Source organism: Bifidobacterium sp. LCP19S3_E9, from assembly GCF_052121135.1.
Taxonomy (GTDB): domain Bacteria; phylum Actinomycetota; class Actinomycetes; order Actinomycetales; family Bifidobacteriaceae; genus Bifidobacterium; species Bifidobacterium thermacidophilum.
Genome location: NZ_JBQKEV010000010.1, coordinates 1 through 16,209, shown reverse-complemented (window position 1 = coordinate 16,209; position 16,209 = coordinate 1). Strand labels below are relative to the sequence as shown.

Here is a 16,209-nt window from a genome sequence, read left to right as displayed (position 1 = left end):
TGTAGTGAGGGGTCGCGGGTCGCATGAGGTCGTATGAGACGGTGCCGCATGTTTTCCGCAACTTCACTTATTATAGGGAATCGTGGCTAAAGGCGCATCAATTTCAGGATTTCCAGAGTGGCTCCCCTCTGAACGTGTTGTGGAGCAGCGTGTCATCGACACGCTCCGTAGGGTTTTCGAGCTCAATGGCTTCATCGGCATTGAGACACGCGCCGTTGAAACTGGCGCAAGTCTGCTGAAGAAAGGCGAAACCAGCAAGGAAATCTACCTGCTGTCGCGTCTTCAGGAAGTCGGCCATGAATCCGACACGCCGATTGAGGAGCGTCTTGGTCTGCACTTCGATTTGACGGTGCCGCTGAGCCGGTATGTGGTCGAGCATTCCGGCACGCTGGCGTTCCCGTTCAAGCGTTGGCAGATTCAGAAGGTCTGGCGTGGCGAGCGTCCGCAGGAGGGCCGCTTCCGTGAATTCGTCCAGGCTGATATCGACGTGGTCGGCAATGGCGATTTGCCTGAGCATTACGAGGTCGAGCTGCCGCTGGTCATGGTCAGCGCGCTGGAACGGCTGCGCGAGTTCGGCCTGCCGAAAGCGACCGTGCATGCGAACAACCGCAAGCTGTCTGAAGGCTTCTACCGTGGGCTCGGTCTGACCGACATCGAAGGCGTGCTGCGCGAGATCGACAAGCTTGACAAGATCGGCGCCGACGAGGTCGCGCGTCTGTTGGTCGAAGGCTGTGGCGCGAACGAGGCTCAAGCGCGTGCCTGCCTGGAGCTTGCCGAGTTGACGGCAGCCGATGGCAAGGAGCTTGCCGAGAAGTTCGACGCGCTGTGCGCCAAGCATGGCATCGCGACTGACAGCGAGGCTTACGCACTGGCCCGCCAGGGGCTCGATACGCTGGCGATGATCGTCGACGAGGCGGCTCGCATCCGTCCCGGCTCGGTGATCGCCGACCTCAAGATCGCCCGCGGTCTGGATTATTACACCGGTTCCGTATACGAGACCTTCCTTGACGGCGCCGATTCGCTCGGTTCCATCTGCTCGGGCGGTCGCTACGACAATCTCGCCTCCCAAGGCAGCAAGCGCTACCCGGGCGTCGGTCTGTCCATCGGCCTGTCACGCTTGGTGTCCTATATGCTGCACACCGCGGGCGCCCATGCCTCACGCATCTCCCCGGCTGCGGTCATGGTCGCGGTATGGAATGAGAACGACCGTCCGGCCGCCAACGCAATCGCCAACCAGCTGCGTTCCCGCGGCATTGCGGCCGATGTCGCGCCGACCGCCGCGAAACTCGGCAAGCAGATCAAGTACGCCGACAAGCTGGGCATCCCGTACGTGTGGTTCCCTGCGGTGGCGAGCGAGGATGGCGAAGCCAAGGGCGACGAGGTCAAGAACATCATCACCGGCGACCAGACCCCGGCCGATGCCAAGTCGTGGGAGCCGGATACTGTGTATGCCCGGCAAACTGTCAACCTGTAAACAAGACTGAAATGCTTGGAAAACCCGGTTTTCCGCCGATTTCTGAGGACTTGACAAGAATAGAGGAAGCATGAGCCAGACGGCTTACAGAACACATCATGCCACGGAAGTGACCGAGGCGCTGGTCGGGCAGAAGGTCACGCTCGCCGGTTGGGTCGATCGTCGTCGCGACCACGGCGGTGTGGCGTTCATCGATCTGCGCGACAACACCGGTCTCGTGCAGATCGTCATCTATGACGAGGAAATCGCGCGCCCGCTGCGCAGCGAATTCGTCATCCAGGTCACCGGTGAGGTCCGCCTGCGCCCGGACGGCAATGAGAACACGCATCTGGCCACTGGCAAGATTGAGGTCGTCGTTGAGGATCTCAAGGTGCTTGCCAAGGCCGACGCCCTGCCGTTCCAGGTGTCCACCGCGCTCGAGAACGAGTCCGAGAACAAGCTTCCGGGCGAGGACGTGCGCCTGAAGTACCGCTATCTCGATTTGCGCCGCCCGCAGATGCAGCGCAACCTGAAGCTGCGTTCTGATATGACGAAGGCCGCGCGCCACGCGCTCGAGGATATGGACTTCACCGAGGTGGAGACCCCGACCTTCATCAAGTCCACTCCTGAAGGCGCCCGCGACTTCCTCGTGCCTGCCCGCTTGGTGCCGGGCTCTTGGTATGCGCTGCCGCAAAGCCCGCAGCTGCTCAAGCAGCTGCTCATGGTCGGCGGTGTTGAGCGATACTACCAGCTGGCGCGCTGCTACCGCGACGAGGACTTCCGCGCGGACCGTCAGCCGGAGTTCACCCAGCTCGATATGGAAATGAGCTATGTCGACCAGGAGGACGTCATCGCGATGGCTGAGAAGGTCATCCAGGCGATCTGGAAGACCCGCGGCTATGACATCAAGCTTCCGCTTCCGCGCATCTCGTGGAAGGATGCGATGGACAAGTACGGTTCCGACAAGCCTGATCTGCGATTCGGCAACCAGCTCATCGAGCTGACCGACTACTTCAAGGACACGCCGTTCCGCGTGTTCCAGGCCCCGTATGTCGGCGCGGTGCTGTTCAAGGGTGGTGCTTCGACTCCTCGCCGTCAGTTCGACGCGTGGCAGGAGTGGGCGCGCCAGCGTGGTGCGAAGGGCCTCGCCTATGTGCAGTTCACCGAAAACGGCGAGCTGAAGGGACCGGTCGCCAAGAACCTGTCCGAGCAGGAGCGCAATGGCCTCAAGGAAGCCGTAGGCGCCGAGGACGGCGACGCGGTGTTCTTCGCTGCTGGCGCCCGTGAATCCTCCCAGCTGCTGCTGGGTGCGGCTCGTGTCGAACTTGCCCGTCGTGCCGGTCTGTTGCATCCGGACGAGTTCGCGTTTACGTGGGTTGTCGACTTCCCGCTGTTCAAGCCGACCGATGATCCGGATGACGATGATGTGGCAGTCGGCCACTCCAAGTGGACTTCGATGCATCACCCGTTCACCATGCCGAGCGCCGACTGGATCGACAAGTTCGACAAGGATCCGGAACATGCGATGAGCGATTCGTATGACATCGTGTGCAATGGCGAGGAAATGGGTGGCGGTTCCGTGCGTATCCACCGCGTGGATATCCAGGACCGTGTGCTCAACGTGCTGGGCATCGGCAAGGAGGAAGCCGAAGAGAAGTTCGGCTTCCTACTCGAGGCCTTCAAGTACGGTGCCCCGCCGCACGCGGGTATCGCGCTCGGTTGGGATCGTACGGTGTCCCTGCTCGCCGGTGCTGATTCCATCCGCGATGTCATCGCCTTCCCGAAGGCTGGCGGCGGCCGCGACCCGCTGACCGGCGCTCCGGCTCCGATTTCGGATGAGCAGCGCGCCGAAACCGGTGTCGACTACGACCCGGAAGAAGACGAGGACTGAACCGCATCCGGGTGATTGCCCACGGGGCTGAGGATTTGAATGTCTGCAGGTCCCCGAGGTGTGATCGGCACGGTGCCGTGAACACGAAAAATTAACCTCCAAGAAACATGATGCCCTGTTACGCAATGTACTGCGTGGCAGGGCATCGGCATATTGCCGCATAATACCGCCGTTTCCGTGCGAGTGCGCGCATGATGGGATAGGTTGGCCATTGTCGGTTCAAACCGGTTAGACTGTCATGCATGTCTGAACAACAAGAACAACAAGCCGCGAAGATCGCCGACCCGCAAGGACAGGACACGCATCCGCTGGTCGAGCTGACCCATGTCGAGAAGCATTTCGGTCATTTGCACGTGCTCAAGGACATCAATCTCGCCGTCAATAAGGGGGAGGTGCTGGTCGTCGTCGGGCCGTCAGGCTCGGGCAAATCCACGATGTGCCGCACCATCAACCGTCTCGAGACCATCGATTCGGGCGATATCCGCATCGACGGCAAGCCGTTGCCGCAAGAGGGCAAGGAGCTCGCGGCTCTCCGCGCCGAAGTCGGCATGGTGTTCCAATCCTTCAACCTGTTCGCCAATAAAACGATTCTCGAGAATGTGACGCTCGCGCCAATCAAAGTGCGCCATATGCCCAAGGACGAGGCAGAGAATCTGGCCATGGATCTGCTCGCGCGTGTCGGCGTGGATTCCCAGGCCGAGAAGATGCCGGCACAGCTGTCCGGCGGCCAGCAGCAGCGTGTGGCCATCGCCCGCGCTCTCGCGATGAAACCGAAAGTCATGCTCTTCGATGAGCCGACATCGGCGCTCGACCCGGAGATGGTCAACGAGGTGCTTGATGTGATGACCGAACTCGCCCACGAGGGCATGACGATGATCTGCGTGACTCACGAGATGGGATTCGCACGTAACGTGGCTGACCGCGTCGTGTTCATGGCGGACGGCAAGATTCTCGAATCGGGCACGCCGGACGAGTTCTTCGAACACCCCAAGACTGACCGTGCCAAGGACTTCCTGTCGAAGATCCTCACCCACTGACCGTCAGCATCGTCCATTGGTGCCTCCTGCGTCTCAAACGAAGGCCGAATCGGCACCTGGGTTTGATCAGAAAAGAGCGTTATGAACAAGAGATTGAGCAGTACTGCCGGGCGTCTCATACGCACTGCTTGCGCGGTGGTGTGCGCGCTTGCGTGCGTATTGTCCGTCAGCGCCTGCGGGGCTGACGACGAAGCGGGCAAGATCCGCATCGGCATCAAATTCGACCAGCCAGGCCTGGGCTTCAAGAAATCCGGTACCTATGTCGGTTTTGATGTCGATGTAGCCAAATACATCGCCAAAAGCCTCGGCTATTCCGAGGACCAGATCATATGGAAGGAAGCGCCGTCCAAACAGCGCGAGGCGATGCTGCAGAACGGCGATGTCGATATGATTCTCGCCACCTATTCCATCACCGATGACCGCAAGCGCGTGGTCTCCTTCGCCGGCCCGTATTTCGTCGCCGGGCAGGACCTGCTGGTGCGTAAAGGCGAAACCGGCATCAACGGCCCGCAGGACCTCAACGGCAAGCGCCTGTGCTCGGTGACCGGTTCGACTTCCGCTGTCACGGTCAAAGAGCGGTTCGCCAGCAAGGTGCAGCTTATGGAGCAGCCCGGGTACGCCGAATGCGCGACCGCGCTGCTGTCAGGCATCGTCGACGCGGTCACCACGGATGACATCATTCTCGCGGGCCTTGCTTCGGCGTCCCGCGGCAGGTTGCGGGTTGTGGGCAAGCCTTTCACGGTCGAGCGGTATGGCGTTGGCATTAAGAAGGGCGATACGAAACTCGCGTCGCAGATCAACAACGCCATCACCGAGATGATCCAGGACGGCTCCTGGAAACGCGCTATCGACGACAACACCAAGGGCGTCGCCTACACGCCGAACGCCAAATACAACCCGCCGACACCTACGGAAGGGGAGAAGCAATGAACGCATTCGCACAGCTGTTCAGCCAATATGACATCCCAGGCGCATTTCTGGTGAACATCGAGCTGACCCTGTGGTCGGCGCTGTTTTCTACGATTCTCGGCGTGATTCTGCTGCTTATGCGGATTTCGCCGATTTCATCGTTGCGCCGAATTGCCAGAGGATATGTGGAGTTGTTCAAGAACATGCCGTTGACCATCATCATGGTGTTCATGGTGCTCGGCGTGTACGCGCAGCTCAAGCTCAGCTTCTCGAATACTTTTGCCACGAACTTCTTCTGGCTGGCCATCACCGGCCTGTCCTTGTATACGGCGGCGTTCGTATGCGAGTCGCTGCGTTCGGGCATCAACACCGTGCCAGTCGGCCAGGCCGAAGCCGCGCGCGCCTTGGGTCTGAACTTCTGGCAGGCGGCCACGCAGGTCATCCTGCCGCAGGCCATCCGCGGCTCGGTCGCACCGCTGGGCAACACCTTCATCGCGCTGCTCAAGAACTCCACCGTCGCCGCGGCGGCATCGGTGGCGACGGAAACCTCGACCATGATGAGCGAGATGATTGAATACCACGCCGATCTCATCGTGCCGATCTTCCTGACCTTCGCCTTCGGGTACGTGATTCTCATCATTCCGTTCGGTGCGTTGACCACGTATCTGTCCAACAAGCTCGCGGTACGGAGGTGACCGGTATGGCGAACGCAACAAGCAACAACGACACCAACACTTCGGTTCTGTTCGACGCCCCTGGGCCGCGCGGACGTAAGCGCATCCGTATCGCCAACGCGGTGGCGATCGTCGTCTTCGCCCTTGTGCTCGTGCTCATCCTGATGCGCTTGCATAACCCGCCGCAAGGCGAGAATCAGCTCTCCTGGGAGCTGTGGAAACCTGCGCTCGACGCAGAAGCGTGGACCGACTTCTATCTGCCGGGACTGTGGATGACCGTCAAGGCTGCATTCGTCGCGGTGATCGGCGCCGTGCTTTTCGGCATCGTCTTCGGCATCGGGCGTTTGCTGCCGGCGGCACCCGTGCGTTGGATTTCAGCGGTGATTGTTGAATTCTGCCGCGCTGTGCCGGTGCTCATGATGATGATTTTCTTCTGGCGTCTGTTCGCCTTCATGGGCATGGAGGATCCGGCGTACTGGTCGGTTGTTCTCGGTCTGGTACTGTACAACGGCTCCGTGGTCGCCGAACTCGTGCGCTCGGGCGTGGGCAACCTGCCGAACGGGCAGCATGAGGCGGCGCTCGCCCTCGGTCTGACCCGCACGCAGTCCCTCATGCAAGTCGAGGTCCCGCAAGCCATCTATGCGATGCTTCCCGCGGCAGTCACCCAGCTGGTCGTCGTCCTCAAGGACACCGCGCTCGGCTCGATCATCATGTACACCGATCTGCTCCAGGAATCGCGTCGTCTCGGCTCGATGTACTTCAACATCCTGCAGACGCTCGTGGTCGCCGCGGTCATCTACTTCGTGTTGTGCTGGCTGCTGTCCCGACTGGCTGAATGGCTGCCTTCACGTATGCAGCGCCACACCGCTGCCCCCGCCGAACCGGAAGCGGTCGCCCCGATTGCGATTATGGATCCGTCCAATGTCAACCAGATCGCGGTGGCGAAGGAATCGGGCGAACTGCCGCGGGGAGGCGCGCCGCGAACCTATCATGAGCATCACCGCGGGTCAAACGCGTCCATCCATGAATGGCAGAAGACTCGGTACATGCAGGGTTACGACGAGAACCATCCGGATGCCCCCGAACGCCACCATCTTGAGGTCCCGCTTCCCGGTGTCCCCGGGGCACGTAAAAAACGCGCTGGCGGTGAGAACCCCGATGGCAAGGGGCAGCATCCCGCGCCAAGCACGGACTGACGCGGGGTAAGACCCCGGCACAGGCTGTGCTGACACACCAACCAGCCCGGTTGACTGGAATCTCATATCAACCGGGCCGGTGTCGTTTGTGCGCCCCGCAAAGATACAGTTCCCAAGGTCGCGCTCGCGGCGCGATGTACTGAAACCTCAGATTTCCCGGGCACGAACGCCGGTCATAACCAACACGTATACGATGCAAGTCCCGGCGGGCGTTTCCCTTCATATTCCGGCGCTAAGCTCGCAACCACAATCGCCCCACAACCGGGGCGCGGACACGAAAGCGAGGATTCGATGGCGGATTTCACGACAACGACCGGTGATCTGGAACTCCACGACTGGCATGGCAGCAAGCTGCTGGCCCAGCCTGTGTTGGATGCGCTGACACGGTTCACTTCGGAAGGCATCATCGATCCGGCCCAGATTCTCGGTGTCAGCGAAAACCTCGACGAGGAGTCGGACACGGATATCTTCTGCCCACGGTACGGGCTTGCCTTGCACAGGCGGGCAATGTCGTCATCGTCCACACTCATAAGACGCGCAAGGCGCCCCCGCAATTCGCTGCGGCACTGGTCAACGGCGACACGCGAGCCGATCTTAACGGTCTGGTCAAGCACACGCTGCAGGTCAGCAAGGTTTCATTCGCCCCTGTGGTCGACGCCGCAGCCGCCACTGGTATGGAGGCCGGAGGTATGTCGCCGATCGGTTTGCCGCCGGCATGACCCGTGTTGGTCGACGCGCGCATCCTGGAAACGCCTACACTGTTCATTGGAAGCGGCATACGCCCCTCGAAACTGGTCGTCAACGGCGCACTGTTCGCATACCTGCCGGGTGTGCGTGTCATCGAAGGGCTTGGCAAGCCTCGCGGATAAGCGCGGCAGCTCGTCGGCAGGCATGCTTCCGCACGTATCAGGAGGCATACGATGACAGACACGACACCACACGCGGATGGGCACGCCAACAAGAACGACCACAAAGACAAAAAGAAAACCGAACCCAAGCAGATCGGCAAGGCGTTGCGCAAAGCCGAGCATGATATCGAAATCCTTGATAAACGGCATGACGACGATATCGAGCATCGTCTCGAGCGCGCTGACGTATCGTCCAAACTGCTCAGTTCGGTATGGGACGAGCCGCCGGCGGAGCTCCTGCGATTCCACCTGGGGGACCGGCTGACGGATGTCGATGGCGGCTCCACTCCGGGATTCCCAGGGAACAAGGCGCAGGGCGAGCGTTTCATCGCCATCAGCTCCGGCGAGATCGCACGATACCAGCAATTGCTGTATGCGAATGGGACGAAAGGCTCACCCAGGCGCATGCTCATCGTGCTGCAAGGCATGGATGCCTCCGGCAAGGGTGGCATCGTCCGCCATGTGTTCAGCCAAACCGACCCGATGGGCATCCATTACCACGGCTTCGGCGCTCCCACCAAGGAGGAGCAGGCCCATGATTATCTGTGGCGGGTGCGTCGGGAATTGCCGAAACCCGGCTGGATCTCGCTGTTCGACCGCTCCCATTACGAAGACATCGTCATGCCGCATATCTACGGCACGTTCCCGGAGGATGTGTGGCGGGCGCGGTACGACCAGGTCAACGCGTTCGAACATGAACTTGTGGACAGCGGCTGCACGATCATCAAGATCTTCCTCGTAATCACCAAAGACAAGCAGAAGGAGCATTTCCTCACGCGGTTGAGCGATCCTACCAAGCATTGGAAGTTCGATGTGAGTGACTTGGATGCGCGTGCCCGGTGGAACGAGTATATGGACGCGTGGCAGGAGGTGTTCGAGAAGACCAGCACCCCGGAGGCGCCGTGGTATCTGGTCCCTGCGGACAACCGCTGGTATTCGAGGGCGGTTGTCAGCGAGCTGCTGCGCACGTCGCTGCGGGATATGGGCCTGAGCTGGCCGCCGCTGAACTGTGACGCGGATGCGATGCGCCGCCGGCTCGACGAGGAGTAACGGCCGGGGAGTGGCTCGGCGCGTGGGAAACTCCGCCGCCGTGCGACTTTCCGGTCGCACTGTTGCCCGGTACCGCCGCCTATCCTGTCGATTCCCGTGCCATCTCGCCGTCGTGCGATTTCCCGGTCACATAGTGGACCGATACGGTGTCCTTGGTCGTAGTATCCGTTTCAATCTGCCTGTCGTGCGACTTTCCTGTCACACCGCGGCCTGATATCACTGCCTCTCTCGTCTATTCCCGTGGTATTTCCCCGTTGTGCGACAACTCGGTAGCACCGCTTCCCAGTGCTTGTCATCTGTTCTGCGAGACTCTCCGTATCTCGCCGTTGTGTCCTTGAGAAGTCGCATCCCATTGGAGTGCCTCTCTTCCGATATTGAAATCCGAAGGTGCTCCGTCATCGGGCAATCTGATAGTCGCACGGTGGTCAGTGATCTTCTTCTTGTTCGTGGAAATGTCGGCATCCCGCTCTCCCCATCGCCCGCAAGGCACGCCACGCGTTAGACTCAGGGGTATGACGCAGGACGAGCAACGGCTACAAGCCGACGGGACGAATGGATACGGGTCGCTCGGGGTGTTGGCCCCGCATGACGGCGAGCGGCGCAATCTTGACGCCGACGCGATTTTCGATCGCTTCTTCGGCTGGGTGGAGGACACCAAGGGCATCACCCCTTGGTCCCACCAGGAAGAGGCTATCATGGACCTGCTTTCGGGCGACCACGTGATCCTCAACACCCCGACCGGCTCCGGCAAATCGCTGGTCGCGCTCGGCATGCATTTCGCCGCGTTGTGCACCGGCCGTCGCTCCTACTACACCGCGCCGATCAAGGCGCTCGTCTCCGAGAAGTTCTTCGACCTGGTCGAGGTGTTCGGCAGGGACAACGTCGGCATGATCACCGGTGACACGCATATCAACGCCGACGCGCCAATCATCTGCTGCACGGCGGAAATCCTCGCGAACCAGGCGCTCAGGGAAGGCGATCAGGCGGACATCGGTTGCGTGGCGATGGACGAATTTCACTATTACGGCGACTCTGAGCGCGGCTGGGCGTGGCAGGTCCCACTGATCACGCTGCCGAACACGCAGTTCCTGCTCATGAGCGCGACGCTCGGCAATGTCGATGCGATCGCCGACCGGCTTGAAGACGCCACCGACACGGATGTCGACATCATCGCCGACGCCCCGCGCCCGGTCCCGCTGACCTACGAATATACCGACAAGCCGCTGCCGGCGACCATCGAGCTGCTGGTCGGCAAGGGCGACACCCCGATTTACATCGTTCATTTCTCGCAGGATGCCGCATTGACCACCGCGCAGGCGCTCGCCAACAGCAATGTCTCCACCAAGGAGCAGCGTCACGCCATCGCCGAGGCGATGAAGGGCACGAAGTTCACTACGGCGTTCGGCAAGATTTTGCAACGCCTGCTGCGCACCGGTGTCGGCGTGCATCATGCCGGCATGCTCCCGCGATACCGCCGATTGGTCGAACAGCTCGCCCAGCAGGGCCTGCTTCCGGTGATTTGCGGTACTGACACTTTGGGCGTCGGCATCAACGTGCCGATTCATTCCGTGGTGCTCACCGCGTTGACGAAATTCGACGGTGTTAAGACCCGTCGTCTGCGCGCCCGCGAATTCCACCAGATTGCCGGTCGTGCCGGCCGCATGGGCTTCGATACCGAAGGGCTGGTGGTCGCCGAGGCTCCGGAGTATGAGATCGAGAACGCGCATCAGCTGGCCAAAGCCGGTAATGATCCGAAGAAACTCAAGAAAGTCAAGCGCAAGAAGCCGCCGGAGGGCTTCGTCACATGGAACGAGCACACCTTCGACAAGCTTATCGAAGCGGCCCCCGAGACTCTGGTCCCGCATTTGAAAATCACGCATTCGATGGTGCTCAACGAGGTCGCCCAAGGCGGTGACGCCCGTGCCCGCGTCGACAAGCTCATCGACGACTCCGCGCAGACTGACGAGCAGAAAGCGCATCTGCACCAGTTGGCGGACGACATCTTCCGCACTATGCTTGACGAGCATTTCATCGAGGCCGTTCCGCGTGACGACGACACCACGGATTACGTGCTTGACGTCGACATGCCTGATGATTTCGCGCTCGACCAGCCGTTGTCCCCGTTCCTTGTCGCCGCGCTCGACCTGCTCGACCCGGATTCGCCCACGTACGCGCTTGACGTCATCTCGATGGTCGAGGCGACGCTCGACGACCCGATGCCAGTGCTCAAAGCCCAGCAGCGGCAAGCCCGCGACAAGGCGATGCAGGAGATGAAAGCCGACGACATCGACTATGACGAACGCATGGAACGCCTCCAGGAAATCACCTATCCCAAGCCGCTTGAAGATCTGCTGAATCAGGCTTTCGACACGTACCGCCAGTCGGTGCCGTGGGCGGGCGACTACATGCTCAGCCCAAAATCGGTGCTGCGTGACATGGTTGAAACCGCCTCCGATTTCAACGGGTACATCGCCCGGTACAATATCGCCCGCTGCGAGGGCACCCTGTTGCGTTACCTGTCGGACGCCTACCGTTCGCTCGCACGCACGGTTCCGCAGGACATGCTCGACGACCAGCTGCGTGACGTCATCTCCTGGCTTCGCCTTGTCGTCCGCTCCGTTGATTCCAGTCTCGTGGACGAGTGGGAGCATGCCGGCCAAGACGATGAATCCGCGCTTGACACCACCGCTCCGGGTGATCGCGACGCCGTGGTTTCCGACCGTCGTGGACTCACCGTGCTCATCCGCAACGCCATGTTCCGCCGCATCCAGCTTATGGACCTCGACCGCCCCGAAACGCTCGGCGACCTCGACCATGACTGGGGTTACGGCGTTCACGAATGGGAGGATGCGCTCGAAGACTACTATGACGAGCACGACTATGTCGGCATCGACGCTGCCGCCCGCTCGCCGGAATTCTTCATCATCGATGGCGCGAACGAACGCAAGGAGCATACGTGGCGTGTCCGACAGATCATCGATGATTCCGATGGCGACCATGACTGGGCGATCGGTGGCACGGTCGATCTCGATGCCACGCAGGAGACCGGTGAGACGGTGTTCGTCGACTATCATGTCGGCCCGATCGGCTCCGACGGCCAGATCGAGGACTGATCGGGCCGTGGGGCGATCGCGCATCGCCAGAGTCGAACGATTGTTCGAATTGGAGTAGGGTGGAAGCATGACCGATGATCTGTTCGCCGCGGCCGCCGCGCCTGATGACGTGCTGCGTCCGCTCGCCGTGCGTATGCGGCCCGAAACCCTCGATGAGGTGGTGGGCCAACAGCATGTGCTGGGGGAAGGCTCGCCGCTGCGTCGGCTTGCCGACCCGCTGTCGCAGGGCTCATTGACAGCCCCGAGCTCAATCATCTTGTTTGGCCCTCCGGGAGTGGGCAAAACCACGCTCGCCTACATCGTTGCCAAACAATCCGGGCGCGCCTTCGAAGAGCTCTCTGCGGTGACTTCAGGGGTCAAAGACGTGCGTGCGGTCCTCGAACGCGCCCACGAACGGCTTGTCACCTCGCATAAGGAGACCGTCCTGTTCATCGACGAGGTCCACCGTTTCTCAAAATCCCAGCAGGACGCCCTGTTGCCCAGCGTCGAGAACCGCGACGTCACCTTCATCGGCGCCACTACGGAGAACCCAAGTTTTTCGGTGATCAAGCCGTTGCTCAGCCGTTCGGTCGTCGTCAAACTCGAATCGCTTGATGACGCTGACCTCGGCACGCTGATCGACCGCGCCATCGCCAGCCCACGCGGGTTGGAAGGCACCGTTGCCATCGACGATGACGCCCGTGACGAGATCATCCGCATGGGCGGGGGAGATGGGCGCAAAACTCTGACCATCCTCGAGGCGGCCACAGGTGCGGTTACCGGCGGCAAGCACGCGAAGGATTCAGACAAGCTTGCGGTCATCACTCCGGACATTGTCAGCAGTGTCATGGACGTGGCGACCGTGCGTTACGACAAGCACGGCGACGACCATTACGATGTCATCTCCGCGTTCATCAAATCCATGCGAGGCTCTGACCCGGATGCGGCCATCCACTATCTCGCCCAGATGCTCAGGGCGGGTGAGGATCCGAGATTCATCGCCCGGCGTATCATGATCGCGGCTGCTGAAGAAGTCGGTATGGCCGCGCCGCAGATCCTCCAGGTCACGGTCGCCGCCGCGCAGGCGGTCGCCATGATCGGCATGCCGGAGGCGCGCATCATCCTCGCCGAAGCGACTATCGCCGTGGCCACCGCGCCGAAATCCAACGCCAGCTACAATGCAATCAACGAGGCACTCGCCGACATCGATGCTGGGCGTATCGGCCAGGTTCCGCTGTATTTGCGCAATGCCCCGACGAAACTCATGAAAAGCTGGGGCAACCACGAGGGCTACAAGTACGCTCACGATTATCCGGGAGCCGTCGCTCCGCAGCAGTATATGCCCGACGAACTGGTCGGTCGTGAATATTACCGCCCCAACGACCGTGGGTATGAGCGTCAGGTGAAGGAGAATCTGGCGCGAATCAAGCCGATTCTCCATGGAATCGGGGCTACCGGAACCGCAGAGGCCGCCGGAACCGCTGGAACCTGTGTCCGGCCGGGATCGTCAGAATCCGGTCGGACACCGCAGACCGAGTCCGGGGCGGCGTCGAAAAAGCAGCACGCTTCACCGCAATCCGAATCTGCGGCGTCGCATACAGCGTCGGATGCTTCACCGCAGACAGATTAACGGATTGAATAAATTATTCGATTGATTGATACAGCTCAGAAACGCCTACTCGCGCACTAGCACGATCTTCTTCACATCGTCCCGGCGAGATTCGCGGTACAGCACGAACCGGTTGCCAATCACCTGCACGACATCGGCCCCAAGCCGTTGGGCAAGCTGGTCTGCAGCCTCACGTGCGGTCAGACCTGAGCCGTCCTGGACCGCGCATTTGATGAGCTCATGCTTGTCGATTGTCTCATCAGCCTGCTTGATTGCGGCATCGGTCACATCGTTCTTGCCGATCCACAGCAGCGGGTTGAGCTGGTTAGCCATCGCCCTCAGCTGCTTGGTTTGTTTCTTGGTCAGTGCCATGACATCCTCCGTATCGATTGCGGGTCCATCGGTTCGCCCCGCATGCGCGTGAACCAACCATACCGCATGCCGCGGTCCTTGGAAGCGGGCGTCGCGAAGTGGCATGTCCACATCATGATCACGGCGGCAACGGAACGTTCTCCATGAATCTGAACGAATCCGAACCACTGTCACATGTAGGAAACACGCCGGACATATCAGGTGAAATGTCCGGTCCGATAATGCGCGTATCGCTCCCGCATACCGCAAAGGGTACGCGGGCCGTTGAAAGAAGGTTTTTGTATGAAGCAGCTCACCGTTGGTCCCGTGATCCACAAGTTCCCCACGGTCGCGGAATTTGCGGAGGAATTCAATCTTGGGTCTGACGACCTGCTGGTCACCATGGACGTGATGCATGATACGTTCTTCGCCGGCGTCACCAACGGTGCCCATGTGATCACCGTAGACAAGTACGGTAGCCAGGAACCGACCGATGAGATGATCGATGCGCTTATTGCCGACGCTTCCAAGTTCAAGTATTCCCGCATTATCGCAGTCGGCGGCGGTGCCGTCATGGACATGTCGAAGATTGTCGCCGTCGCCGGCGGTGATGGCATCGATGACGTCATCGACCATCTGGCAGACCACCACCGCAAAGTGCGTCTGGTGCTTGTGCCGACCACCTGCGGTACGGGCAGCGAAGTCACGGAAATCGCCGCGGTGAACCGCACGCGTCTGGGCTGCAAGGCGGGTATCGCGGGGCCGGAGATGTTCGCTGATGATGCCGTGCTGATTCCGGAACTGCTCACCGGTCTGCCCGATCATGTCTTTGCTACAAGCTCGATGGATGCGCTTGTGCACTCTGTCGAATCTGTTCTGTCGCCGAACGCCACCCCATACACGAAAATGTTCAGCTACAAGGCGATTGAAATGATTGTCGGCGGATATCAGAAAGTGACCGAGGCCGGCGAGGCGGGGTCGGCCGAACGTCGTGCGAAGCGCAACGAGTTGATGGATGACTTCCTCATTGCCTCCGATTTCGCCGGCATCGCCTTCGACACCGCCGGATGCGCCGCGGTACACGCGTTGAGCTATCAGCTGGGAGGCAAATACCATGTGCCGCACGGCGAATCGAACTACGCCATGTTCACGGGCGTATTGCGCAACTACATGGAAATCAAATCCGACGGAGAGATCGCCACGCTTAACGCCTTCCTCGCGAAGATACTCGGCTGCGATACCGCCGTGGTCTATGACCGGCTCGAGGAGCTGATCAACAAGCTCCTGCCGAAGAAGGCGCTGCATGAGTATGGTGTGACCCACGAGGATCTGCCCGAATTCGCCGAACGTGTGATGACCACCCAGGAGCGGCTGATGCGCAACAACTTCGTGCCGCTGGATTATGACCGCGTGCTGAAGATCTTCACCGAACTCTACTGACACGCGTCCGCCTGGACTTTACGACGGTTGCTGGTATCGCGATGGCCAAGCGTCGGAAAGCGCAGATGATTGGCGTTAGGTCGCGTGCCGGCGCGTTGCATGGGTCCATGTGTTGATCTGGTCGACGATGAATCCGGGTGCGGTGAGACGTTTCAGTCCCACCGCACCCGGATTCATCGTCGCGGGAGATGTTGCGATGCCGAACTTGATTGTTTCCGCGACGCTGTTCAGAATGTGGGACGTTCGATTTCGGGGATGAGGTAGGTAGCGGCCGCGGTCGGCGTACGTGACGCGGTGGGTTTGTTGTGGTGCGGTGTGTGTGGTGTCGTGTTGTTTTGTGTGTGGTGTGTGGTGTTTTCGACACGCCGGTGTTTGCTTGTGTTTTGTAGGGTTTGTGGGGTGGTGGTTGGGTGGTTGGTTTGCGTGGGTGGTGTTGGTGGTGTATGTTGTTCTCTTGCTGCCGCTCGCCGGCCGGCTTCCTTCGGGGGGTTGGTTTTGTCGGGTGTGTGGTGGTGGTTTGAGAACTCAAGAGCGTGTCTGTACTACTTCTTTATAGTCAATGATTGCCAGTCCGGTCCCCGCTTCCGTGCGGGGTGTTT

Annotated in this window: 12 protein-coding genes; 11 read left to right on the top strand and 1 reads right to left on the bottom strand. The window is 60.5% G+C overall.

Annotation, left to right across the window (positions count from 1 at the left end; translation table 11 throughout):
• The first annotated feature begins 82 nt into the window (after positions 1–82).
• The 10 genes from hisS to ACTQYB_RS06300 all read left to right on the top strand — a co-directional run bounded on the left by hisS (position 83) and on the right by ACTQYB_RS06300 (position 13,840).
• Positions 83–1,474 carry a histidine--tRNA ligase gene (gene hisS, locus ACTQYB_RS06345; protein WP_412171422.1) on the top strand — a complete coding sequence of 464 codons (1,392 nt, stop codon included), beginning with the start codon at positions 83–85 and terminating at the stop codon, positions 1,472–1,474.
• Positions 1,475–1,544: 70 nt separating this feature from the next.
• Positions 1,545–3,344 carry an aspartate--tRNA ligase gene (gene aspS / locus ACTQYB_RS06340; protein WP_033507206.1) on the top strand — a complete coding sequence of 600 codons (1,800 nt, stop codon included), beginning with the start codon at positions 1,545–1,547 and terminating at the stop codon, positions 3,342–3,344.
• A 242-nt stretch (positions 3,345–3,586) separates the two neighbouring features.
• Positions 3,587–4,381 carry an amino acid ABC transporter ATP-binding protein gene (locus tag ACTQYB_RS06335; RefSeq protein WP_026502168.1) on the top strand — a complete coding sequence of 265 codons (795 nt, stop codon included), beginning with the start codon at positions 3,587–3,589 and terminating at the stop codon, positions 4,379–4,381.
• Between the two features lie 81 nt (positions 4,382–4,462).
• Positions 4,463–5,311, top strand: coding sequence for a glutamate ABC transporter substrate-binding protein (locus tag ACTQYB_RS06330; protein WP_033507205.1), 849 nt, complete (start codon positions 4,463–4,465; stop codon positions 5,309–5,311).
• Positions 5,308–5,985, top strand: coding sequence for an amino acid ABC transporter permease (locus ACTQYB_RS06325; protein ID WP_033507203.1), 678 nt, complete (start codon positions 5,308–5,310; stop codon positions 5,983–5,985). The genes ACTQYB_RS06330 and ACTQYB_RS06325 overlap by 4 nt, the downstream gene beginning before the upstream one ends.
• A gap of 5 nt (positions 5,986–5,990) precedes the next feature.
• Positions 5,991–7,160 carry an amino acid ABC transporter permease gene (locus tag ACTQYB_RS06320; RefSeq protein WP_441482187.1) on the top strand — a complete coding sequence of 390 codons (1,170 nt, stop codon included), beginning with the start codon at positions 5,991–5,993 and terminating at the stop codon, positions 7,158–7,160.
• 335 nt (positions 7,161–7,495) lie between these two features.
• Positions 7,496–7,879 carry a YbaK/EbsC family protein gene (locus ACTQYB_RS06315; RefSeq protein ID WP_441495916.1) on the top strand — a complete coding sequence of 128 codons (384 nt, stop codon included), beginning with the start codon at positions 7,496–7,498 and terminating at the stop codon, positions 7,877–7,879.
• A 201-nt stretch (positions 7,880–8,080) separates the two neighbouring features.
• Positions 8,081–9,118 (top strand): PPK2 family polyphosphate kinase, encoded by a 1,038-nt coding sequence (locus tag ACTQYB_RS06310; RefSeq protein ID WP_441482189.1) that lies wholly within the window; start codon positions 8,081–8,083, stop codon positions 9,116–9,118.
• Between the two features lie 512 nt (positions 9,119–9,630).
• On the top strand, positions 9,631–12,231 hold the full coding sequence (locus tag ACTQYB_RS06305) for a DEAD/DEAH box helicase (RefSeq protein ID WP_441482190.1): 2,601 nt from the start codon (positions 9,631–9,633) through the stop codon (positions 12,229–12,231).
• Between the two features lie 67 nt (positions 12,232–12,298).
• Positions 12,299–13,840, top strand: coding sequence for a replication-associated recombination protein A (locus ACTQYB_RS06300; RefSeq protein ID WP_441482191.1), 1,542 nt, complete (start codon positions 12,299–12,301; stop codon positions 13,838–13,840).
• Positions 13,841–13,885: 45 nt separating this feature from the next.
• Here the strand turns inward: ACTQYB_RS06300 and ACTQYB_RS06295 are convergent, their stop codons facing one another.
• A complete protein-coding gene (locus tag ACTQYB_RS06295; protein ID WP_015450635.1) occupies positions 13,886–14,191 on the bottom strand; it encodes a YhbY family RNA-binding protein in 306 nt (101 codons plus the stop codon).
• A 282-nt stretch (positions 14,192–14,473) separates the two neighbouring features.
• Between ACTQYB_RS06295 and ACTQYB_RS06290 the strand changes: the two genes are divergently transcribed.
• Positions 14,474–15,610, top strand: coding sequence for a 4-hydroxybutyrate dehydrogenase (locus ACTQYB_RS06290; RefSeq protein ID WP_441482192.1), 1,137 nt, complete (start codon positions 14,474–14,476; stop codon positions 15,608–15,610).
• Positions 15,611–16,209 lie beyond the last annotated feature (599 nt).

Excerpts from the sequence above, each read along its gene's own strand:
- aspS (WP_033507206.1), top strand. The coding sequence starts at position 1,545 with ATGAGCCAGACGGCTTACAGAACACATCATGCCACGGAAGTGACCGAG.
- ACTQYB_RS06335 (WP_026502168.1), top strand. The coding sequence starts at position 3,587 with ATGTCTGAACAACAAGAACAACAAGCCGCGAAGATCGCCGACCCGCAA.
- ACTQYB_RS06330 (WP_033507205.1), top strand. The coding sequence starts at position 4,463 with ATGAACAAGAGATTGAGCAGTACTGCCGGGCGTCTCATACGCACTGCT.
- ACTQYB_RS06325 (WP_033507203.1), top strand. The coding sequence starts at position 5,308 with ATGAACGCATTCGCACAGCTGTTCAGCCAATATGACATCCCAGGCGCA.
- ACTQYB_RS06320 (WP_441482187.1), top strand. The coding sequence starts at position 5,991 with ATGGCGAACGCAACAAGCAACAACGACACCAACACTTCGGTTCTGTTC.
- ACTQYB_RS06310 (WP_441482189.1), top strand. The coding sequence starts at position 8,081 with ATGACAGACACGACACCACACGCGGATGGGCACGCCAACAAGAACGAC.
- ACTQYB_RS06305 (WP_441482190.1), top strand. The coding sequence starts at position 9,631 with ATGACGCAGGACGAGCAACGGCTACAAGCCGACGGGACGAATGGATAC.
- ACTQYB_RS06300 (WP_441482191.1), top strand. The coding sequence starts at position 12,299 with ATGACCGATGATCTGTTCGCCGCGGCCGCCGCGCCTGATGACGTGCTG.
- ACTQYB_RS06295 (WP_015450635.1), bottom strand. The coding sequence starts at position 14,191 with ATGGCACTGACCAAGAAACAAACCAAGCAGCTGAGGGCGATGGCTAAC.
- ACTQYB_RS06290 (WP_441482192.1), top strand. The coding sequence starts at position 14,474 with ATGAAGCAGCTCACCGTTGGTCCCGTGATCCACAAGTTCCCCACGGTC.